The organism is Pseudomonas sp. SP16.1 (genome assembly GCF_052682975.1).
Map to the genome: position 1 here is coordinate 1,480,274 of NZ_JBQYFZ010000001.1, position 20,976 is coordinate 1,501,249.

General features: G+C 65.2%; 20 protein-coding genes. 16 read left to right on the forward strand and 4 right to left on the reverse strand.

The features are described 5' to 3' along the window. Positions 1-128: 128 nt before the first annotated feature. The 5 genes from ACUTAF_RS07195 to ACUTAF_RS07215 are packed head-to-tail and all read left to right on the forward strand — an operon-like array spanning position 129 to position 4,450. Positions 129-1,244 (forward strand): ATP-NAD kinase family protein, encoded by a 1,116-nt coding sequence (locus tag ACUTAF_RS07195; RefSeq protein WP_445579327.1) that lies wholly within the window; start codon positions 129-131, stop codon positions 1,242-1,244. 9 nt (positions 1,245-1,253) lie between these two features. Further along, positions 1,254-1,844: a DUF1287 domain-containing protein gene (locus ACUTAF_RS07200; protein ID WP_445579328.1), complete on the forward strand. Its 591-nt coding sequence runs from the start codon at positions 1,254-1,256 to the stop codon at positions 1,842-1,844. Continuing rightward, positions 1,841-2,275, forward strand: a complete 435-nt coding sequence (locus ACUTAF_RS07205; RefSeq protein WP_445579329.1) for a thiol-disulfide oxidoreductase DCC family protein — start codon at positions 1,841-1,843, stop codon at positions 2,273-2,275. The genes ACUTAF_RS07200 and ACUTAF_RS07205 overlap by 4 nt, the downstream gene beginning before the upstream one ends. After that, complete coding sequence (locus ACUTAF_RS07210; protein WP_445579330.1) at positions 2,268-2,675, forward strand: DoxX-like family protein; 408 nt, start codon at positions 2,268-2,270, stop codon at positions 2,673-2,675. Before ACUTAF_RS07205 ends, ACUTAF_RS07210 begins: the two co-directional genes overlap by 8 nt. Before the next feature lie 8 nt (positions 2,676-2,683). Then, a complete protein-coding gene (locus ACUTAF_RS07215; protein WP_445579331.1) occupies positions 2,684-4,450 on the forward strand; it encodes an ABC transporter transmembrane domain-containing protein in 1,767 nt (588 codons plus the stop codon). On the opposite strand, the gene rhtA is transcribed toward ACUTAF_RS07215, so the two are convergent. From rhtA to ACUTAF_RS07230, 3 genes are all read right to left on the reverse strand, one after another. After that, complete coding sequence (rhtA, locus tag ACUTAF_RS07220) at positions 4,447-5,298, reverse strand: threonine/homoserine exporter RhtA (protein WP_445579332.1); 852 nt, start codon at positions 5,296-5,298, stop codon at positions 4,447-4,449. The genes ACUTAF_RS07215 and rhtA overlap by 4 nt on opposite strands. A 159-nt stretch (positions 5,299-5,457) precedes the next feature. Further along, entirely contained in the window at positions 5,458-5,739 is a 282-nt protein-coding gene (gene ppnP, locus ACUTAF_RS07225) for a pyrimidine/purine nucleoside phosphorylase (protein ID WP_397487701.1), read from the reverse strand. Positions 5,740-5,803: 64 nt separating this feature from the next. Further along, on the reverse strand, positions 5,804-6,352 hold the full coding sequence (locus ACUTAF_RS07230) for a 3'-5' exonuclease (protein ID WP_445579333.1): 549 nt from the start codon (positions 6,350-6,352) through the stop codon (positions 5,804-5,806). 26 nt (positions 6,353-6,378) lie between these two features. Here ACUTAF_RS07230 and ACUTAF_RS07235 point away from each other — a divergent pair, with 26 nt between their 5' ends. Both ACUTAF_RS07235 and ACUTAF_RS07240 read left to right on the forward strand, forming a co-directional pair. Beyond that, on the forward strand, positions 6,379-7,320 hold the full coding sequence (locus ACUTAF_RS07235; RefSeq protein WP_445579334.1) for an NAD(P)-dependent oxidoreductase: 942 nt from the start codon (positions 6,379-6,381) through the stop codon (positions 7,318-7,320). An 85-nt stretch (positions 7,321-7,405) separates the two neighbouring features. Then, positions 7,406-7,663 (forward strand): YkgJ family cysteine cluster protein, encoded by a 258-nt coding sequence (locus tag ACUTAF_RS07240; RefSeq protein WP_445579335.1) that lies wholly within the window; start codon positions 7,406-7,408, stop codon positions 7,661-7,663. Positions 7,664-7,746: 83 nt separating this feature from the next. Here ACUTAF_RS07240 and gltA read toward each other — a convergent pair whose 3' ends face one another. Beyond that, positions 7,747-9,027: a citrate synthase gene (gene gltA, locus ACUTAF_RS07245; RefSeq protein WP_445579336.1), complete on the reverse strand. Its 1,281-nt coding sequence runs from the start codon at positions 9,025-9,027 to the stop codon at positions 7,747-7,749. 363 nt (positions 9,028-9,390) lie between these two features. On the opposite strand from gltA, the gene sdhC reads away from it, so the two are divergent. The 9 genes from sdhC to sucD all read left to right on the forward strand — a co-directional run bounded on the left by sdhC (position 9,391) and on the right by sucD (position 20,802). Then, positions 9,391-9,765: a succinate dehydrogenase, cytochrome b556 subunit gene (sdhC, locus tag ACUTAF_RS07250; protein WP_445579337.1), complete on the forward strand. Its 375-nt coding sequence runs from the start codon at positions 9,391-9,393 to the stop codon at positions 9,763-9,765. Next, positions 9,759-10,127: a succinate dehydrogenase, hydrophobic membrane anchor protein gene (gene sdhD, locus ACUTAF_RS07255; RefSeq protein WP_445579338.1), complete on the forward strand. Its 369-nt coding sequence runs from the start codon at positions 9,759-9,761 to the stop codon at positions 10,125-10,127. The genes sdhC and sdhD overlap by 7 nt, the downstream gene beginning before the upstream one ends. 3 nt (positions 10,128-10,130) lie before the next feature. After that, complete coding sequence (gene sdhA, locus ACUTAF_RS07260; RefSeq protein WP_445579339.1) at positions 10,131-11,903, forward strand: succinate dehydrogenase flavoprotein subunit; 1,773 nt, start codon at positions 10,131-10,133, stop codon at positions 11,901-11,903. A gap of 11 nt (positions 11,904-11,914) precedes the next feature. Continuing rightward, positions 11,915-12,622 (forward strand): succinate dehydrogenase iron-sulfur subunit, encoded by a 708-nt coding sequence (locus ACUTAF_RS07265; protein ID WP_024308047.1) that lies wholly within the window; start codon positions 11,915-11,917, stop codon positions 12,620-12,622. 249 nt (positions 12,623-12,871) lie between these two features. Then, positions 12,872-15,703, forward strand: coding sequence for a 2-oxoglutarate dehydrogenase E1 component (locus ACUTAF_RS07270; protein WP_445579340.1), 2,832 nt, complete (start codon positions 12,872-12,874; stop codon positions 15,701-15,703). A gap of 66 nt (positions 15,704-15,769) precedes the next feature. Beyond that, a complete protein-coding gene (gene odhB / locus ACUTAF_RS07275; protein WP_445579341.1) occupies positions 15,770-17,005 on the forward strand; it encodes a 2-oxoglutarate dehydrogenase complex dihydrolipoyllysine-residue succinyltransferase in 1,236 nt (411 codons plus the stop codon). A 66-nt stretch (positions 17,006-17,071) separates the two neighbouring features. Next, a complete protein-coding gene (lpdA, locus tag ACUTAF_RS07280; RefSeq protein WP_445579342.1) occupies positions 17,072-18,508 on the forward strand; it encodes a dihydrolipoyl dehydrogenase in 1,437 nt (478 codons plus the stop codon). Between the two features lie 240 nt (positions 18,509-18,748). Then, positions 18,749-19,915, forward strand: a complete 1,167-nt coding sequence (gene sucC / locus ACUTAF_RS07285; RefSeq protein ID WP_445579343.1) for an ADP-forming succinate--CoA ligase subunit beta — start codon at positions 18,749-18,751, stop codon at positions 19,913-19,915. Then, positions 19,915-20,802, forward strand: coding sequence for a succinate--CoA ligase subunit alpha (sucD, locus tag ACUTAF_RS07290; RefSeq protein ID WP_003240843.1), 888 nt, complete (start codon positions 19,915-19,917; stop codon positions 20,800-20,802). The genes sucC and sucD overlap by 1 nt, the downstream gene beginning before the upstream one ends. Positions 20,803-20,976 lie beyond the last annotated feature (174 nt).

Here is a 20,976-nt window from a genome sequence, read left to right on the forward strand (position 1 = left end):
GATGCGCGCCAGTCTAGAGCCGCTAGATGAAGTGGCGGTGACAACCAGGTCGGCGTAGCAGCGCTACAAAGCACATTGCGAAAGTCGTACTGCAGGCAGTATGCCGGCCTGTACTCAACGAGGAATTCATGTCGCGTTTCCATATAGGTCTGATCATCAATCCGCTGGCCGGCCTCGGCGGGCCGGCGGCGCTCAAGGGCAGCGACGGCGTGGCCGAGCAGGCGCTGGCCCTCGGTATCGAGCCCAAGGCGGCGCAGCGCACGCGCACCGCGCTGGAGCAGTTGCTGGGATTGCGCGAGCGCATCGAGTTCGTGACATATCCGGGCACCATGGGCGGCGATCTGCTGGCGCAGATGGGCTTCGCCCATCGCCTGCTGGGCGAGTTGGGCGCCGGCGCGACCACCGCCGACGACACCCGCCGCGCCGTGCGGCAGCTGCAGGACGCCGGGGTCGCGCTGATCCTGTTCGCCGGTGGCGATGGCACGGCGCGGGACGTTTGCGCGGTGGTCAGGGAAGGGCAGCCGGTGCTGGGCATTCCGGCCGGGGTGAAGATCCAGTCCGGCGTCTACGCCATCAGCCCGCGTGCGGCGGGAGAGTTGACTGCGCGTTTGATCGAGGGCGGCCTGGTGCGCCTGGCCAGCGGCGAGGTGCGCGATATCGACGAGAGCGCCCTGCGCGAGGGGCGAGTCACGGCGCGCTGGTACGGCGAACTGTGTGTGCCGCAGGAGGGCGGTTATGTGCAGTCGGTCAAGCAGGGCGGGGTGGAGTCCGAGGAGCTGGTGCTGGCCGATCTCGCCGCCTGGCTGGAGGCGGAGTGGGAGCCGGGCGTGCGCTATGTGTTCGGTCCCGGCTCGACGATGCACGGTCTGGCGCAGAATCTGGGGCTGGAGACCACCTTGCTCGGCGTCGACGTGATCGAAGATGGCCAGGTGATCGCCCGTGACGTCAACGAGGCCGAGCTGCTGGCCCTGGTCGACGGCCATCCGGCCTATCTGCTGGTCACCGCCATCGGTGGCCAGGGCCATATCCTCGGCCGCGGCAACCAGCAGATCAGCCCACGGGTGCTGCGCGCCATCGGCCTGGAGCGCCTGCGCGTGGTGGCGACCAAGCGCAAGCTGGCCACGCTGGAAGGCCGCCCGCTGCTGGTGGACAGCGGCGAGGTGACCCTGGACGACGCCTTCCCCGATGCGGTGCGGGTCTGGGCCGGGTATAAGGAAGAGCTGCTGTATCCCCTGAGTCGATAGGAGGTCGAGATGCGGGTCGTGAGTGTATTGCTGCTCTGGTTGCTGGCCTGCGCCGCCCAGGCCATCGAGGCGGACCGGCTGGTGCTGGCGGCGCGCGAGCAGGTCGGCGTGACCCTGGGTTACGACCCGGCCTACCGCCGCCTGAGCTATCCGGGCGGAGACGTGCCGCTTGCGACCGGCGTGTGCACCGACGTGGTGATCCGCGCGCTGCGCCAGCAGGGCCTGGACCTGCAAGAGGCGGTGCACCGCGACATGCGCGCCAATTTCGCGCTCTACCCGAAGCACTGGGGGCTGAGCCGCCCCGACGCCAATATCGACCATCGCCGCGTGCCCAATCTGATGACCTGGTTCCAGCGCCAGGGCTGGTCGCTACCGATCGACCAGGACGCCACGGCCTACCGCGCCGGCGACATAGTCGCCTGGGATCTGGGCGGCGGCCTGACCCATATCGGCATCCTCAGCGATCGCCAAGGCCCGGATGGCGCACCGCTGGTGCTGCACAATATCGGCCGCGGCGCCCAGGAAGAGGACATCCTCTTCGCCTACCGGGTGATCGGCCATTACCGGCCTGCCAGCCAGCAGGCGGAGAACCGATCATGACCGACGTGCCACCCGGCCTGTGCGCCGGCGAATCCGTGGTGCTGTTCGATGGCGTGTGCAAGCTGTGCAACGGCTGGGCGAAGTTTCTGATTCGCCACGACGCGCACCGCCGTTTCCGCCTCGCCTCGGTGCAATCGGCCCAGGGGCAGGCGCTGCTGCTCTGGGCCGGGCTGCCCACCGAGCGGTTCGACAGCATGGCGCTGATCGAGGATGGCCGCCTGCTGCTGCGTTCCGACGCCGTGCTGCACATCCTCGCCCAGCTGCCCGGGCCCTGGCCCTGGCGGGCGCTGGCCTGGCTGCGGCTGATCCCGCGGTCAGTGCGCGACTGGTGCTACGACCGCATCGCGCTGAACCGCTACCGCCTGTTCGGCCGGCATGCGGTATGCCTGCTGCCTGCGGCCGACCATGCCGGGCGCTTTCTGCATGACTGAACGGCGTCTGGCGCAGATCGCCTGGCTCGCGCGGCTGGCCTTGGCTCTGGTGTTTCTCTGGCATGGCCTGGTGCCGAAGATGCTCTGGCTGAGCCCCGATGAGCTGGCGATGATCGGCGCTCACGGCCTGCCCGATCATGCGCTGTTCGCGCCCGAGCTGATCGCCCGCGTCGGCGGCATGGCCGAGGCGCTGTTGGGCCTGGCGCTGCTCGTGGTCCGCGACCAGCGCTGGCCGCTTGCGCTGGCGGGAGCGGCGTTGCTCCTGTTGCTGCTTGATGTGGCGCTGCTGAGCCCCCATCTGCTGATTCAGGCGTTCAATCCGCTGTCCACCAATCTGGCGGCGCTGACCCTCTGCGCCGTGGCCTGGCTGGCCGAAGCGCCCCCTGCCACCGACTCCTGAGACCCACCATGGCATCGCTGTTTTCCTCCCGCCAGCGCGGCGCCCTGCGCCTGGCCTGGCGCTTTGTCGCGCCCTATCGCGGGCGGGTGCTGGGCGCCTTACTGGCGCTGCTGTTCACCGCGGCGATCACCCTGTCCATGGGCCAGGGCATCAAGCTGCTGGTCGATCGGGGCCTGGCCACCCAGTCGCCGCAGGCCTTGAGCCAGTCGCTGATGCTGTTCTTCGTCCTGGTGCTGGCCCTGGCGCTGGGTACCTACACCCGCTTCTACCTGGTGTCCTGGCTGGGCGAGCGGGTAGTCGCCGATATTCGCCGGCGCGTGTTCGATCACCTGATCGAGCTGCACCCGGGCTTCTACGAGAGCAACCGCAGCTCGGAGATCCAGTCGCGGCTGACCGCCGACACCACCTTGCTGCAGTCGGTGATCGGCTCGTCGCTGTCGATGGCGCTGCGCAACCTGATCATGCTGGTCGGCGGCAGCGTGCTGCTGGTGGTGACCAACCCCAAGCTCAGCGGCATCGTGCTGGCGGCGCTGCCGCTGGTGGTGGCGCCGATCCTGATATTCGGCCGCCGCGTGCGCGCGTTGTCGCGCCTGTCGCAGGATCGCGTGGCCGACGTCGGCAGCTACGTCGGCGAAGTGCTGGGGCAGATCAAGACGGTGCAGGCCTACAACCACCAGGACGAGGACAAGCGCCGTTTCGCCCTGTCCGCCGAGGCGGCGTTCGAGGTGGCGCGTAAGCGCATCGCCCAGCGCGCCTGGCTGGTCACCCTGGTCATCGTGCTGGTGCTCGGCGCCGTCGGCGTAATGCTCTGGGTCGGCGGCATGGACGTGATCGCCGGGCGCATTTCCGGCGGCGAGCTGGCGGCCTTCGTATTCTACAGCCTGATCGTCGGCTCGTCGTTCGGCACCCTGAGCGAGGTGATCGGCGAGTTGCAGCGTGCCGCCGGCGCGGCCGAACGCATCGCCGAGCTGCTGCGCGCGCGCAACGAGATTGCTGCGCCGCAACAGGGTCAGCAACGCCTGGCGCAGCCGGTGCGCGGCGCGATCGAGCTGCAGCAGCTGCGCTTCGCCTATCCGGGCCGCCCGGACAGTTACGCCATCGATGGCATCAGCCTGCAGGTGCGTGCCGGCGAGACCCTGGCGCTGGTCGGGCCGTCCGGTGCCGGCAAGTCGACGCTGTTCGACCTGCTGCTGCGTTTCTTCGACCCGCAGGCCGGCAGCATCCTGATCGACGGGGTGCCGATCGACCGGCTCGATCCGCGCGAGCTGCGCGCCTGCTTCGCCCTGGTGTCGCAGAATCCGGCGCTGTTCTTCGGCACGGTGGAGGACAACATCCGCTACGGTCGTCTCGACGCCAGCCAGGCCGAGGTGGAGGCGGCGGCGCGCGCGGCACACGCCCACGAGTTCATCCAGCGCCTGCCGCAGGGCTACCGGACCCACCTGGGCGACGCCGGTCTGGGGCTCTCCGGCGGCCAGCGGCAGCGCCTGGCCATCGCCCGCGCGTTACTGGCCGATGCGTCGATCCTGCTGCTGGACGAGGCCACCAGCGCGCTGGATGCCGAGAGCGAGCACCTGATCCAGCAGGCCCTGCCGACGCTGATGGCCGGGCGCACGACGCTGGTGATCGCCCACCGCCTGGCCACGGTGAAGCAGGCCGAACGTATCGCGGTGATCGAGCAGGGCCGGCTGGCGGCCATCGGTAGCCACGCCGAGCTGCTGGCCAGCAGCCCGCTCTACGCGCGGCTGGCCGAGTTGCAGTTCGGCGAGGCCGGCTAGCTCTTGGGTTTGATCGTCGCTGCCGCGCCGGCCGAGGCGAGGATGATGGCGCCGATCGCCAGCCACTGGTTCCAGCCCAGTTGTTCGCCGAGGAACAGCAGGCCGGAGAGCGCGGCGATGGCTGGCTCCAGGCTCATCAGGATGCTGAAGGTACGCGCCGGCAGACGGGTCAGGGCGACCATCTCCAGGCTGTAGGGCAGCGCCGAGGACAGCATCGCGACGCCCAGGGCGATGGACAGCAGATCCACCGAGAACAGGCTGCCGCCGGCCTGCCACAGGCCGACGGGCAGCACCAGCAGGGCGGCGACCCAGGTACCCAGGGCCACGGTCTGGCGGCCGTGGGCGGCGCCGGCCTTCTGCCCGAAGACGATGTACAGCGCCCAGCACAGCCCCGCGCCGAGCGCCAGGGCCATGCCCAGCGGATCGAGCCGGGTCTGCGCCAGGTCGCTGGGCAGCAGCAGCCACAGGCCGAAGATGGCCAGGGCGATCCAGGCGAAGTCCAGCAGCCGCCGCGACGACAGCAGCGCCAGGCCCAGCGGCCCGGTGAACTCCAGGGCCACGGCGACGCCCAGCGGGATGCTCTGCAGCGACATGTAGAACAGCAGGTTCATTCCGCCGAGGGCCAGGCCGTAGGCCAGTAGCGAGCGATAGGCGGCAAGGTTCAGTCGCGCGCGCCAGGGCCGCATCACCAGCGACAGGATGATCGCGCCGATTATCAGGCGCAGCGCCGTGGTGCCTTCGGCGCCGACCAGCGGGAACAGGCTCTTGGCCAGCGATGCGCCGCTCTGGATCGAGACCATGGCCACTACTAGCAGGGCGATGGGAGCGAGGAGGGCGGTGCGTGGCATGGGGCTGTCCTTGGCGGGCTAAGGCAATGAAGAGGTCTTCAGCTGTGCGCGAGCGTAGGGTGCGCCGCGCGCACCGAGGGTCGCCCGGGTTGCCGCAATTTCGACATGGCCAAGAAAAAACCGGCCGCCAGGGCCGGTTATTCGTCGTGCTACGGCCTGTTAGCGATACTCGCAGAGGTAGGCGGTGTCCACCGCCACCTTCAGTTGGAACTTGCTGTTGGCCGCTACGGTGAAGTTGCTGCCGGCCTCGAAGGTGCTCCAGCTGTCGCTGCCTGGCAGTTTCACGGTCAGGGCTCCGGCCACCACGTGCATGACTTCCAGCTGGCTGGTGCCGAACTCGTACTCGCCCGGGGCCATCACGCCGATGGTGGCGGGGCCTTCGGCCATGGCGAAACCGATGGATTTGACGGTGCCGTCGAAGTACTCGTTGACCTTGAACATCTGTGATTCCTCGGGAAGGGTCATAAAAGGGCCGCCAGTATGCCCAAGCGCCTTTTCTTCGTCATCAGTCTTTGAGAGGCAGCACCAGCGGCAGTAGGCGAGCGGTATTGCGCGCATCGGTCAGGGCGCGGTGCTGCTGGCCCTGGAACTGCAGACCGGCCAGTTGCAGGGCGCTGTGCAGACCCACCGGGCGGGGCAGCTGGCGGGCCTTGGCGAAGGCCTGCTTGAGGTTCAGGTGCGGTAGCGCGGCGAGCACACTGTCCAGTCGGTACTGGCGCCATTCCTGCTCCAGCTGGCGGCGATCGTAGTCGCCCCAGCTGCTCCAGCCGACCAGGCGCGATGCATGTTGATTGAGCCAGCGCTCGAACTGCGGCCAGACCTGTGGCAGGGGGATGGCGGTGTCGACGTCGCTCTGCTCGATATGGGTCAGCTCACGGCAGAAGGCGGTCAGACAGGGACGCCGCTGCGGTTTGACGAAACGCTGGAAGTGGTCGCGCTCATGGCCCTCCGTGTCGACCAGGCTGGCGCCGATTTCGATGATCTCCATTTCCGCCACCGGCCAGCCGCCCTCGTCGGTGGTCGCTTCCAGGTCGATGACCAACCAATGTCCCATAGGCCCTCCCTCGCGTGCGAAGCAGTATGGAAGGGCTTTCCGGGCAGGGCAAACCCCGTGTTAGGCTCTGCCGCCAATGTCTGGAGGAGATCGCTATGGCGAAGGTCGCTTTTATCGGCTTGGGGGTGATGGGTTATCCGATGGCCGGGCATCTGGCCCGCAACGGCCATCAGGTGACGGTGTACAACCGCTCGCCGGGCAAGGCCGAGCAATGGATGGCCGAATATGCCGGTAGCAGTGCGCCGACCCCGCGCGAGGCGGCGCAGGGTGCCGAGCTGGTGATGTGCTGCGTGGGCAACGACGACGACCTGCGTGGCGTGGTGCTGGGTGAGCAGGGCGCCTTCGCCGGCATGGCGCCCGGCGCCGTCCTGGTCGATCACACCACGGCGTCGGCCGATGTCGCACGCGAGCTGGCGGCAATCGCTGTCGAGCGTGGCCTGGGCTTTCTCGATGCGCCGGTCTCCGGCGGTCAGGCTGGCGCGGTCAACGGCGTGCTGACGGTGATGGTCGGCGGCGAGGCCGACGCCTATGCCAGCGCCGAGCCTGTGATCCAGAGCTATGCGCGGATGGTCCGGCTGATGGGCGCGGCCGGCAGTGGTCAGCTGACCAAGATGGTCAACCAGATCTGCATCGCCGGCCTGGTCCAGGGCTTGTCCGAGGCGCTGCATTTCGCCCAGCGCGCCGGTCTCGACGCGCACGGCGCGATGGAGGTGATCAGCAAGGGCGCGGCACAGTCCTGGCAGCTGGAGAATCGTCACAAGACCATGCTGGCCGGCGAGTTCGACTTCGGCTTCGCCGTGGACTGGATGCGCAAGGATCTGTCGATCCTGCTCGACGAGGCGCGGCGCAACGGCGCGCAACTGCCGGTGACGGCGTTGGTCGATCAGTTCTACGCCGACGTACAGGGCATGGGCGGCGGCCGCTGGGATACCTCCAGCCTGATCGCGCGGCTGCAGCGCAACCACTGAGCCTGGCGGGGCGGGCGCACGGCTTGCCAGGGGGCTGGGTAACCCCTAAGATCGCCGCCGTTTTATCCGCCTGTCGAGGGAAATCATGGAGTGTCGTGCAGGTTGCGGCGCCTGCTGCATCGCGCCTTCCATCAGCTCGCCGATCCCCGGCATGCCCGAGGGCAAGCCGGCTGGCGTGCGTTGCATCCATCTGTCGGCCGAGTATCTCTGCGCGCTGTTCGGACGTCCCGAGCGGCCCGCGGTCTGTGTTGGTTTCGCCGCCGACGAGAGCGTCTGCGGCGACAGTCGTGAGACTGCCATCCGTCTCCTCGGCTGGCTGGAGCAGGCTACCTCGGCGGCCTGAAGGCAGTCGTGGCGAGTGGCTTTGCGGGGCTCCGGAACGAAAAAGGCTGCCATTGGGCAGCCTTTTTCGTCTTGCGAGGTAAGTCAGTCGCGGCTGGTCGGCAGGTCGCGCTGCTGATAACCGGTGTACAGCTGGCGCGGGCGGCCGATCTTGTACGGGCCGGAGAGCATTTCCTTCCAGTGCGAGATCCAGCCGACGGTACGCGCCAGGGCGAAGATCACGGTGAACATGGAGGTCGGGATGCCGATGGCCTTGAGGATGATGCCCGAGTAGAAGTCCACGTTCGGGTAGAGGTTGCGCTCCTTGAAGTAAGGATCGTTGCGCGCGATCTCTTCGAGCTTCATCGCCAGTTCCAGCTGCGGGTCGTTGATGCCCAGCTCGGCCAGTACTTCGTCGCAGGTCTGTTTCATGACCTTGGCACGCGGGTCGAAGTTCTTGTACACGCGATGACCGAAGCCCATCAGCTTGAACGGATCGTCCTTGTCCTTGGCCTTGGCGATGAACTTCTCGATATTCTCCACGCTGCCAATCTCGTCGAGCATGGTCAGTACCGCCTCGTTGGCGCCGCCGTGGGCCGGGCCCCACAGCGCGGCGATGCCGGCGGCGATACAGGCGAACGGGTTGGCACCCGAGGAGCCAGCCAGGCGCACGGTGGAGGTGGAGGCGTTCTGCTCATGATCGGCGTGGAGGATGAAGATCTTGTCCATCGCCTTGGCCAGCACCGGGCTGATCGCTTTGATCTCGCACGGGGTGTTGAACATCATGTGCAGGAAGTTTTCCGCATAGTTCAGGTCGTTACGCGGGTACATCATGGGCTGGCCCATGGAGTACTTGTAGGTCATGGCGGCGATGGTCGGCATCTTGGCCACCAGGCGCATGGCCGAGACTTCGCGGTGCTGCGGGTTATTGATGTCCAGCGAGTCATGGTAGAAGGCGGACAGTGCGCCGACCACGCCGCACATGATGGCCATCGGGTGGGCATCGCGACGGAAGCCGTTGAAGAAGGTCTTCAGTTGTTCGTGAACCATGGTGTGGTTCTTGATGGTGCCGACGAACTTGGCCTTCTCTTCCTTACTCGGCAGCTCGCCATTGAGCAGCAGGTAGCAGGTTTCCAGGTAGTCCGATTGCTCGGCGAGCTGTTCGATGGGGTAGCCGCGGTGCAGCAGGATGCCCTTGTCGCCATCGATATAGGTGATCTTCGACTCGCACGAGGCGGTCGACATAAATCCAGGATCAAAGGTGAACCGACCCGTGGCGGTCAGGCTCCGCACATCGATTACATCAGGCCCCATGGTGCCGGTCAGAACGGGCAGGTCGACGGGGGCATTGCCCTCGATGATCAACTGCGCTTTTTTGTCAGCCATATGTGGCCTCCTAGTTATGCTTGAAATCATCAGACAGCCCCCCACGCAGGGCCCGCACCACTATAGTGAGATAAATCCGAAAGTCAATTTGCGAAAACCCAGGCGGCAGAAGGGTTTGGGCGGGTTTTTGCACGAAAAAAGGCCGCTATTTACGCCTTTTGTTTGCAGGCTGCAATGCGCTTTTTGGGGGAGGCCATTGCATTGTCATTAGTCTGCTAACTGTCTATACTCTGCGCCCGACCGCCAGGGGCTTAGCGGCCATATCATGGCGGTCGTCACTCCTTGGGTGATGGGTACCTGACCAGTGCACTTCCCAACAACTTTGCCCTGATAGTTAGGGGCTCTCAGTGTGATAACAAAGCCGTGAATAGCCAACGACCTGTAAACCTCGACCTTAGGACTATCAAGCTCCCGATCACCGCTTACACGTCCATTCTGCACCGCATCTCCGGTGTCATCCTCTTTGTCGGTATCGCCATCCTGCTGTTCGGCCTCGACAAGTCGCTGACCTCCGAAGAGGGCTTCGCCCAGGTGAAGGAATGCCTGACCAGCCCGCTGGCCAAGTTCGTGATCTGGGGTCTGCTGTCCGCTCTGCTGTACCACCTGGTGGCCGGTGTGCGCCATCTGATCATGGACATGGGCATCGGTGAGACGCTGGAAGGCGGAAAGCTGGGCTCGCAACTCGTCATCGCCGTTGCGGCGGTCGTGATCGTGCTGCTGGGGGTGTGGATATGGTAACCAATGTCACGAATTTCTCGCGTTCGGGCCTCTATGACTGGATGGCGCAACGCGTCTCCGCGGTGGTTCTCGCGGCTTACACGCTGTTTCTGCTGGGCTATGTGATCTGTAATCCGGGGCTGGGCTACGCCGAATGGCATGCCCTGTTCTCCAACACCGCGATGCGCATCTTCAGCCTGCTGGCACTGGTGGCGCTGAGCGTGCACGCCTGGGTCGGCATGTGGACCATTTCCACCGACTACCTGACGCCGATGGCGCTGGGCAAGTGGGCGACCGGTGTGCGTTTCCTGTTCCAGGCCGCGTGCGGCATCGCCATGTTCGCGATGTTCGTCTGGGGCGTGCAGATTCTGTGGGGTTTCTGATTCATGGCTAGCATCCGTACTCTCTCCTATGACGCCATCATCGTGGGTGGCGGCGGCGCCGGCATGCGCGCCGCGCTGCAACTGGCCCAGGGCGGTCACAAGACTGCCGTGGTCACCAAGGTGTTCCCGACCCGTTCGCACACCGTCTCCGCCCAGGGCGGCATCACCTGCGCCATCGCTTCGGCCGACCCGAACGACGACTGGCGCTGGCACATGTACGACACCGTCAAGGGTTCCGACTATATCGGTGACCAGGACGCCATCGAATACATGTGCTCCGTCGGCCCGGAAGCCGTGTTCGAGCTCGAGCACATGGGCCTGCCGTTCTCCCGTACCGAGCAGGGCCGCATCTATCAGCGCCCGTTCGGCGGCCAGTCCAAGGGGCCGGACAATCCGACCCAGGCGGCTCGTACCTGCGCCGCGGCCGACCGTACCGGTCACGCCCTGCTGCACACCCTGTACCAGGCCAACCTGAAGGCCGGCACCTCGTTCCTCAACGAGTGGTACGCCGTCGACCTGGTGAAGAACCAGGACGGCGCCATCGTCGGCATCATCGCCATCTGCATCGAGACCGGCGAGACCGTCTACATCCGTTCCAAGGCCGTGGTCCTGGCCACTGGCGGTGCCGGCCGTATCTACGCCTCCACCACCAACGCCCTGATCAACACCGGTGACGGCGTGGGCATGGCCCTGCGTGCCGGCGTGCCGGTGCAGGACATCGAGATGTGGCAGTTCCACCCGACCGGCATCGCCGGCGCCGGTGTACTGGTCACCGAAGGCTGCCGCGGCGAGGGTGGTTACCTGATCAACGCCCATGGCGAGCGCTTCATGGAGCGTTATGCGCCCAACGCCAAGGATCTGGCCGGTCGCGACGTGGTCGCCCGCTCCATGGTCAAGGAAGTGATCGCCGGCAACGGCTGTGGCCCGGACAAGGACCACGTGCTGCTCAAGCTCGATCACCTCGGCGAGGAAGTGCTGCACAGCCGCCTGCCGGGCATCTGCGAACTGTCCAAGACCTTCGCCCACGTCGATCCGGTGGTCGCGCCGGTTCCGGTCATCCCGACCTGCCACTACATGATGGGCGGCGTTGCCACCAACATCCATGGCCAGGCCATCACCCAGGACGCCAACGGCAACGACAAGATCATCGACGGTCTGTTCGCCGTCGGCGAGGTCGCCTGCGTATCGGTGCACGGTGCCAACCGTCTGGGCGGCAACTCGCTGCTCGACCTGGTGGTATTCGGTCGTGCCGCCGGCCTGCACCTGGAAAAGGCGCTCAAGGAAGGCGTGGAAGTCCGTGGCGCCAGCGAGACCGACATCGAGCAGTCTCTGGCCCGCCTGTCCGGCGTCAACGAGCGCAGCACCGGCGAAGACGTCGCTCCGCTGCGCAAAGAGCTGCAACAGTGCATGCAGAACTACTTCGGTGTGTTCCGTACCGGCGAATACATGCAGAAGGGCATCCAGCAGCTGGCCGATCTGCGTGAGCGCATCGCCAAGGTGAAGATCGCGGACAAGAGCCAGGCATTCAACACTGCGCGTATCGAGGCGCTGGAACTGCAGAACCTGCTCGAAGTCGCCGAAGCGACCGCGGTGGCGGCGGAGGCTCGCAAGGAGTCCCGCGGCGCCCACGCTCGCGAGGACTTCGAGGAGCGCGATGACGAAAACTGGCTGTGCCACTCCCTGTACTTCCCGGGTGAGAAGCGCGTGTCCAAGCGTGCCGTCAACTTCGCGCCGAAGACAGTGCCGGCGTTTGAACCCAAGGTTCGGACTTATTAAGGGTGACTCAGATGTTGCAAGTCAGTGTTTATCGCTACAACCCGGAGAAAGACGCGGCTCCGTTCATGCAGGACTTCCAGGTCGACACCGGCGGCAAGGACATCATGGTCCTCGACGTGCTGGCGCTGATCAAGGAGCAGGACGAGGGCTTCTCCTACCGTCGCTCCTGCCGCGAAGGTGTGTGCGGCTCCGACGGCATGAACATCAACGGCAAAAACGGCCTGGCCTGCATCACCCCGCTGTCCGCGGCGGGGCTCAAGGGCGGCAAGCTGGTGATTCGTCCGCTGCCCGGTTTGCCGGTCATTCGTGACTTGGTCGTCGACATGAGCATCTTCTACAAGCAGTACGAGAAGGTGCAGCCGTTCCTGCAGAACGACACGCCGGCTCCGGCCATCGAACGTCTGCAAAGCCCGGAAGAGCGCGAGAAGCTGGACGGTCTGTACGAGTGCATCCTGTGCGCCTGCTGCTCGACCAGCTGCCCGTCGTTCTGGTGGAACCCGGACAAGTTCTTGGGTCCGGCCGCACTGCTGCAGGCCTATCGCTTCCTGGCCGACAGCCGTGACACCAAGACCGCCGAGCGTCTGGCGTCCCTGGACGATCCGTTCAGCGTGTTCCGCTGCCGCGGCATCATGAACTGCGTCAACGTCTGCCCGAAAGGCCTGAACCCGACCAAGGCCATCGGTCACGTGCGCAACATGCTGCTGCAGAGCGGCACCTGATCTGCAAGTTGCTGTACCCGTAACACCTGCATTACCGGCTTCGGCCGGTAATGCAGCAAAAGCCAGAACCGCAGCCCACAAAGCCGCGGTCCTTACTCGAAAAATATGACGACCAGCAGGGGCATCCGGGCTGGTACCCGGACTATCTGCGGGAACCAAAGTGGCTTTACCCGAGTCGCAGCAACTGGGCTCTGGTACGACCCTATGGTGTCCACGCCGGTGGTGTCCCCTTACCGAGGGTGACCAAGCATGCAAGAAAGCGTGATGCAGCGCATGTGGGACAGTGCCCACCTATCCGGTGGCAACGCTGCCTACGTGGAAGAGCTCTACGAGCTCTACCTGCACGATCCCAACGCTGTGCCAGAAGAGTGGCGCACTTACTTCCAGAAGTTGCCGACCGACGGCAGCGCCGCCACGGACGTATCGCATTCGACCATTCGCGATCATTTCGTCCTGCTCGCCAAGAATTCGCGTCGTGCCCAGCCGGTTTCGGCAGGGACCGTGAGCAGCGAGCACGAGAAGAAGCAGGTGGAAGTGCTGCGTCTGATCCAGGCCTACCGCATGCGTGGCCATCAGGCCGCCCAACTCGACCCGCTGGGTCTGTGGGTTCGCACTGCGCCGTCCGACCTGTCGATCAACCACTACGGCCTGACCGACGCGGATCTGGATACCACCTTCCGTACCGGCGAACTGTACATCGGCAAGGAAGAGGCGACCCTACGCGAAATTCGCGACGCCTTGCAGCAGACATATTGTCGCACCATCGGCGCCGAGTTCACCCACATCGTCGACTCCGGCCAGCGCAACTGGTTCGCCCAGCGCCTGGAAAGCGTCCGCGGCCGCCCGCAGTTCTCCAGCGAAGTGCAGGCGCATGTGCTCGAGCGCGTCACCGCCGCCGAAGGCCTGGAAAAATACCTGGGCACCAAGTACCCGGGCACCAAGCGTTTCGGTCTGGAAGGCGGCGAGAGCCTGATCCCGCTGCTGGACGAGATCATCCAGCGTTCGGGTTCCTACGGTACCAAGGAAATCGTCATCGGCATGGCCCACCGCGGCCGTCTCAACGTCCTGGTCAACACCTTCGGCAAGAACCCGCGCGACCTGTTCGACGAGTTCGAAGGCAAGAAGACCGAAGGCCTGTCCTCCGGCGACGTGAAGTACCACCAGGGTTTCTCCTCCAACGTCATGACCGCCGGTGGCGAAGTGCACCTGGCTCTGGCGTTCAACCCCTCGCACCTGGAGATCGTCTCCCCGGTGGTCGAGGGCTCGGTGCGTGCCCGCCAGGACCGTCGCAGCGATGCGGCCGGTGACAAGGTGCTGCCGATTTCCATCCACGGCGATGCGGCGTTCGCCGGCCAGGGCGTGGTCATGGAAACCTTCCAGATGTCGCAGACCCGTGGCTACAAGACGGGCGGCACCATCCACATCGTGATCAACAACCAGGTCGGCTTCACCACCAGCCGTCCGGAGGACGCGCGCTCCACCGAATACGCCACCGACGTGGCGAAGATGATCCAGGCGCCGATCTTCCACGTGAACGGCGACGACCCGGAAGCTGTGGTGTTCGTCACCCAGCTGGCCGTCGACTACCGCATGCAGTACAAGCGCGACGTGGTCATCGACCTGGTGTGCTACCGCCGCCGCGGCCACAACGAGGCCGACGAGCCGAACGGCACCCAGCCGCTGATGTACCAGCAGATCGCCAAGCAGCGCACCACCCGCGAGCTCTACGCCGACGCCCTGGTCGCCGCCGGCGTGCAGAGCAGCGATGACGTGCAGGCCAAGATCGACGATTACCGTACCGCGCTGGACAATGGTCAGCACGTGGTCAAGAGCCTGGTCAAGGAGCCGAACAAGGAGCTGTTCGTCGACTGGCGGCCGTACCTGGGCCATGCCTGGACCGCGCGTCACGACACCCGCTTCGAGCTCAAGACCCTGCAAGACCTGTCCGCCAAGCTGCTGGAAATCCCCGAAGGCTTCCTGGTTCAGCGCCAGGTGGCGAAGATTCTCGAGGACCGCCAGAAGATGGGCGCCGGCGCTCTGCCGATCAACTGGGGCTACGCCGAAACCATGGCCTACGCCACCCTGTTGTTCGAAGGCCATCCGATCCGCATGACCGGCCAGGACATCGGCCGCGGCACCTTCTCGCACCGCCACGCGGTGCTGCACAACCAGAAGGACGCCAGCACCTTCGTGCCGCTGAAGAACCTCTACGACGGTCAGCCGCGGTTCGAGCTGTACGACTCCTTCCTTTCCGAGGAAGCGGTGCTGGCCTTCGAATACGGCTACGCCACCACCACGCCGAACGCGCTGGTGATCTGGGAAGCCCAGTTCGGCGACTTCGCCAACGGCGCCCAGGTGGTATTCGACCAGTTCATCTCCAGTGGCGAGCACAAGTGGGGTCGCCTGTGCGGTCTGACCATGCTGCTGCCGCACGGCTACGAGGGGCAGGGCCCCGAGCACAGCTCGGCGCGCCTGGAACGCTATCTGCAGCTGTGCGCCGAGCACAACATGCAGGTCTGCGTGCCGACCACCCCGGCACAGGTCTACCACATGCTGCGTCGCCAGGTGATCCGCCCGCTGCGCAAGCCGCTGGTGGTGCTGACGCCCAAGTCGCTGCTGCGCCACAAGCTGGCCATCTCGACCCTGGAAGATCTGGCCGAAGGCTCGTTCCAGACGGTGATCGGCGAGATCGATGCGCTGGAGCCGAAGAAGGTCGAGCGTCTGGTGCTGTGCAGCGGCAAGGTCTACTACGACCTGCTGGAGAAGCGCCGTGCCGAGGGTCGCGAAGACATCGCCATCGTGCGTATCGAGCAGCTCTACCCGTTCCCGGAAGAGGACCTGGCCGAGGCCCTGGCGCCGTACAAGAACCTCAAGCACATCGTCTGGTGTCAGGAAGAGCCGATGAACCAGGGGGCCTGGTACTGCAGCCAGCACCACATGCGCCGTGTCGCCAGCGCGCACAAGAAGGGCCTGTTCCTCGAGTACGCCGGTCGCGAGGCCTCGGCCGCGCCGGCTTGCGGTTACGCCTCGATGCACGCCGAGCAGCAGGAAAAACTGCTGCAGGACGCCTTTACTGTTTAACGCCTTCATCCAGGGGGTGGCGGGCGCCGCCTCCTGGTAAAAACCGAATTTAAGGAAACACGCACAATGGCTATCGAGATCAAAGCCCCAACCTTCCCGGAATCGGTCGCCGACGGCACCGTGGCCACCTGGCACAAGAAGCCGGGCGATGCGGTCAAGCGCGATGAGTTGATCGTCGACATCGAAACCGACAAGGTGGTGATCGAAGTGCTGGCCGAGGCCGACGGCGTCCTGGCCGAGATCATCAAGAACGAAGGCGACACCGTTCTCTCCAACGAACTGCTGGGCAAGCTGAGCGAGGGCGGTGCCGCCGCTGCCGCGCCTGCTGCAGCTCCCGCCGCTGCCGCCGCTCCGGCTCAGGCTCAGGCTGCCGCCCCGGCTGCCGCCGCTGACGACGCCATCCTCTCGCCGGCCGCGCGCAAGCTGGCAGAAGAGAACGGCATCGACCCGAACAGCATCGCCGGCACCGGCAAGGGCGGTCGTGTGACCAAGGAAGACGTGGTCGCCGCCGTCGAGGCCAAGAAGAATGCGCCGGCCGCGCAGGCGCCCAAGCCTGCCGCCGCTCCGGCCGCTGCCGCTCCGGTCGTCGCCAGCGGCGACCGCGTCGAGAAACGCGTGCCGATGACCCGCCTGCGCGCCAAGGTCGCCGAGCGTCTGGTCGAAGCCCAGTCCACCATGGCTCAGCTGACCACCTTCAACGAAGTCGACATGACCGAAGTCATGGCCCTGCGTTCGAAGTACAAGGACCTGTTCGAGAAGACCCACAACGGCGTGCGCCTGGGCTTCATGTCGTTCTTCGTCAAGGCCGCTGTCGAAGCCCTGAAGCGCCTGCCGGCAGTCAACGCCTCGATCGACGGCAACGACATCGTCTACCACGGCTACCAGGACATCGGTGTAGCCGTGTCCAGCGACCGCGGCCTGGTGGTGCCTGTACTGCGCAACGCCGAGCTGATGAGCCTGGCCGAGATCGAGAGCGGCATCGCCACCTTCGGCAAGAAGGCTCGCGACGGCAAGCTGTCGATCGAAGAAATGACCGGTGGTACCTTCACCATCACCAACGGCGGTACCTTCGGTTCGATGATGTCGACCCCGATCGTCAACCCGCCGCAGGCAGCCATCCTGGGTATGCACAACATCATCCAGCGCCCGATGGCGATCAACGGTCAGGTGGTGATCCGCCCGATGATGTACCTGGCGCTGTCCTACGACCACCGCCTGATCGATGGTAAGGAAGCCGTGACCTTCCTGGTGACCATCAAGAACTTGCTTGAGGACCCGGCGCGCCTGCTGCTGGACATCTAAAAGCCAGTCTCCTCCACGGCGGCCCTGTTCACAGGGCCGTCCGGTTTATTCGAGAAGGAATACGTTATGACCCAGAAATTCGACGTGGTAGTCATCGGTGCCGGCCCTGGTGGCTACGTAGCCGCCATCAAAGCAGCGCAGCTCGGTCTGAAGACCGCCTGCATCGAGAAGTACCAGGACAAGGAGGGCAAGGTCGCCCTCGGCGGTACTTGCCTGAACGTCGGCTGCATCCCGTCCAAGGCGCTGCTGGACAGCTCCTGGAAGTACCACGAAGCCAAAGACGGCTTCGCCGTGCACGGCATCGAAGCCAAGGGCGTCACCATCGACGTCCCTGCCATGGTGGCGCGCAAGAACAGCATCATCAAGAACCTCACCGGTGGCGTCGCGGGCCTGTTCAAGGCCAACGGCGTGACCCTGCTCGAAGGCCACGGCAAGCTGCTGGCAGGCAAGCAGGTCGAAGTCATCGGCAAGGACGGCAAGACCCAGGTCATCGATGCCGAGAACGTGATCCTGGCTTCCGGCTCGCGTCCGGTCGATATCCCGCCGGCTCCGGTCGATCAGGACGTGATCGTCGATTCCACCGGCGCCCTGGAGTTCCAGAGCGTGCCGAAGAAGCTGGGCGTGATCGGCGCCGGCGTCATCGGCCTGGAGCTGGGTTCGGTGTGGTCGCGCCTGGGCGCGGAAGTCACCGTGATCGAGGCGCTGGACAAGTTCCTCCCGGCTGCCGACGAGCAGATCTCCAAGGAAGCGCTGAAGACCCTGACCAAGCAGGGTCTGAACATCCGCCTGGGTGCCCGCGTGACCGGTTCGGAGGTGAAGAAGAAGCAGGTTACCGTCAGCTTCACCGACGCCGAAGGCGAGCAGAAGATGACCTTCGACAAGCTGATCGTGGCCGTCGGCCGTCGCCCGGTGACCGCCGATCTGCTGGCCGCCGACAGCGGCGTCGATCTGGACGAGCGCGGCTTCATCTATGTCGACGATTACTGCGCCACCAGCGTGCCGGGCGTCTACGCCATCGGTGACGTGGTCCGCGGCGCCATGCTGGCGCACAAGGCCTCGGAAGAGGGCGTGATGGTCGCCGAGCGCATCAAGGGCCACAAGGCGCAGATGAACTACGACCTGATCCCGTCGGTGATCTACACCCACCCGGAAATCGCCTGGGTCGGCAAGACCGAGCAGCAGCTGAAGGCCGAAGGCGTTGCCGTCAATGTCGGCACCTTCCCGTTCGCCGCCAGCGGTCGCGCCATGGCCGCCAACGATACCGGCGGTCTGGTCAAGGTCATCGCCGACGCCAACACCGACCGCGTGCTCGGCGTTCACGTGATCGGCCCGAGCGCGGCCGAGCTGGTGCAGCAGGGCGCCATCGGCATGGAATTCGGCACCAGCGCCGAAGACCTGGGCATGATGGTGTTCTCGCACCCGACCCTGTCCGAGGCGCTGCACGAAGCGGCGCTGGCGGTGAATGGCGGCGCCATCCACATCGCCAACCGCAAGAAGCGCTGAGCGTCACAGGTGGCCGGCCAGTCCGGCCACTCGAGTTGTTGTAAGCCACGTGGTAGGCGGGGCGTCGCGTAATCGCCCCATCGCCGCGGCGGTGTTTGCAAGCAGAACCACGGCGGGCGGCCCGCGTCGAGTTCGACTCGCGGCGGAAGGCCCGGCGGACTGCTCCGGCAGTCACAGGTGGCGCGGTATCACAAGTACAGCGCCGAATGCGCAATACCTAAACGAAGACGGTAGACAAGCATGAATCTCCACGAGTATCAGGGTAAGCAGCTGTTCGCTGAATACGGCCTGCCCGTATCCAAGGGTTTCGCCGTAGACACCCCGGAAGAAGCGGCCGAGGCCTGCGAAAAAATCGGTGGCACCGAGTGGGTCGTCAAGGCCCAGGTCCACGCCGGCGGCCGCGGTAAAGCGGGCGGCGTCAAGCTGGTGAAGAGCAAGGAAGACGCCAAGGCCTTCGCCGCCAACTGGCTGGGCAAGCGTCTGGTGACCTACCAGACCGACGCCAACGGCCAGCCGGTCAGCAAAATCCTGGTCGAATCCTGCACCGACATCGCCAAGGAACTGTACCTGGGCGCGGTAGTCGATCGTTCCAGCCGTCGTATCGTGTTCATGGCTTCCACCGAAGGTGGCGTGGATATCGAGAAAGTGGCGCACGAAACCCCTGAGAAGATCCTCAAGGCCACCATCGATCCGCTGGTCGGCGCGCAGCCGTACCAGGGCCGCGAGCTGGCGTTCCAGCTGGGCCTGGAGGGCGATCAGATCAAGCAGTTCACCCACATCTTCGTTGGCCTGGCCAAGCTGTTCCAGGACTACGACCTGGCCCTGCTGGAAGTCAACCCGCTGGTGATCAAGGCCGACGGCAACCTGCACTGCCTGGACGCCAAGATCAACATCGACTCCAACGCCATGTACCGTCAGCCCAAGCTGCGCGCCATGCACGACCCGTCCCAGGACGATCCGCGTGAAGCCCATGCGCAGAAGTGGGAGCTGAACTACGTCGCGCTGGAAGGCAACATCGGCTGCATGGTCAACGGCGCCGGCCTGGCCATGGGCACCATGGACATCGTCAACCTGCACGGCGGTCAGCCGGCCAACTTCCTCGATGTAGGCGGTGGCGCGACCAAAGAGCGCGTGACCGAAGCGTTCAAGATCATCCTCTCCGATGACAACGTCAAAGCCGTTCTGGTCAACATCTTCGGCGGCATCGTGCGCTGCGACATGATTGCCGAAGGCATCATCGGCGCGGTCAAGGAAGTCGGCGTGAAGATCCCCGTGGTCGTCCGTCTGGAAGGCAACAACGCCGACCTGGGCGCCAAGGTCCTGGCCGACAGCGGTCTGAACATCATCGCGGCAACCAGCCTGACCGACGCTGCCCAGCAGGTCGTCAAGGCCGCGGAGGGTAAGTAATGAGCATCCTGATCAACAAAGACACCAAGGTCATCTGCCAGGGCTTCACCGGCTCGCAGGGCACCTTCCACTCCGAACAGGCCATCGCCTACGGCACCAAGATGGTCGGCGGCGTCACTCCGGGCAAGGGTGGTTCCACCCACCTGGGCCTGCCGGTGTTCAACACCGTCAAGGAAGCCGTGGAAGCCACTGGCGCCGAAGCGTCGGTGATCTACGTTCCGGCTCCGTTCTGCAAGGACTCGATCCTGGAAGCGGCCAACGGCGGCATCAAGCTGATCGTGTGCATCACCGAAGGCATCCCGACCATCGACATGCTGGAAGCCAAGGTCAAGTGTGACGAGCTGGGCGTGCGTCTGATCGGCCCGAACTGCCCGGGCGTGATCACTCCCGGCGAGTGCAAGATCGGCATCATGCCGGGCCACATCCACCTGCCGGGCAAAGTCGGCATCGTGTCCCGTTCGGGCACCCTGACCTATGAAGCCGTGAAGCAGACCACCGACGCCGGCTTCGGCCAGTCCACCTGCGTGGGCATCGGCGGCGACCCCATCCCGGGCTCCAACTTCATCGACATCCTCAAGCTGTTCCAGGAAGACCCGAAGACCGAAGCGATCGTCATGATCGGTGAGATCGGCGGTTCGGCTGAAGAAGAAGCGGCTGCCTTTATCAAGGCCAACGTCACCAAGCCGGTGGTTTCCTACATCGCCGGTGTGACCGCTCCGCCCGGCAAGCGCATGGGCCACGCTGGCGCCATCATCTCCGGCGGCAAGGGCACTGCGGACGAGAAGTTCGCTGCGCTGCAGGACGCCGGTGTGAAGACCGTGCGTTCCCTGGCCGACATCGGCAAGGCCCTGGCCGAGCTGACCGGTTGGGAAGTCAAGAACGCCTAAGCGTTTCTGACCCTCGCAAAAAGGCCACCTTCGGGTGGCCTTTTTGTTTTGTCTGCGCAGCCGAGGCGCGGCCACGCTTCCTGTGCTGACGGCTTGTAGGCTGTGTCGTGCGCGCCAGGAGGTAGCCGGTGGCAGAGGCTACGCAGGTGCCTTGCGACATCCCATGGGCTGGTT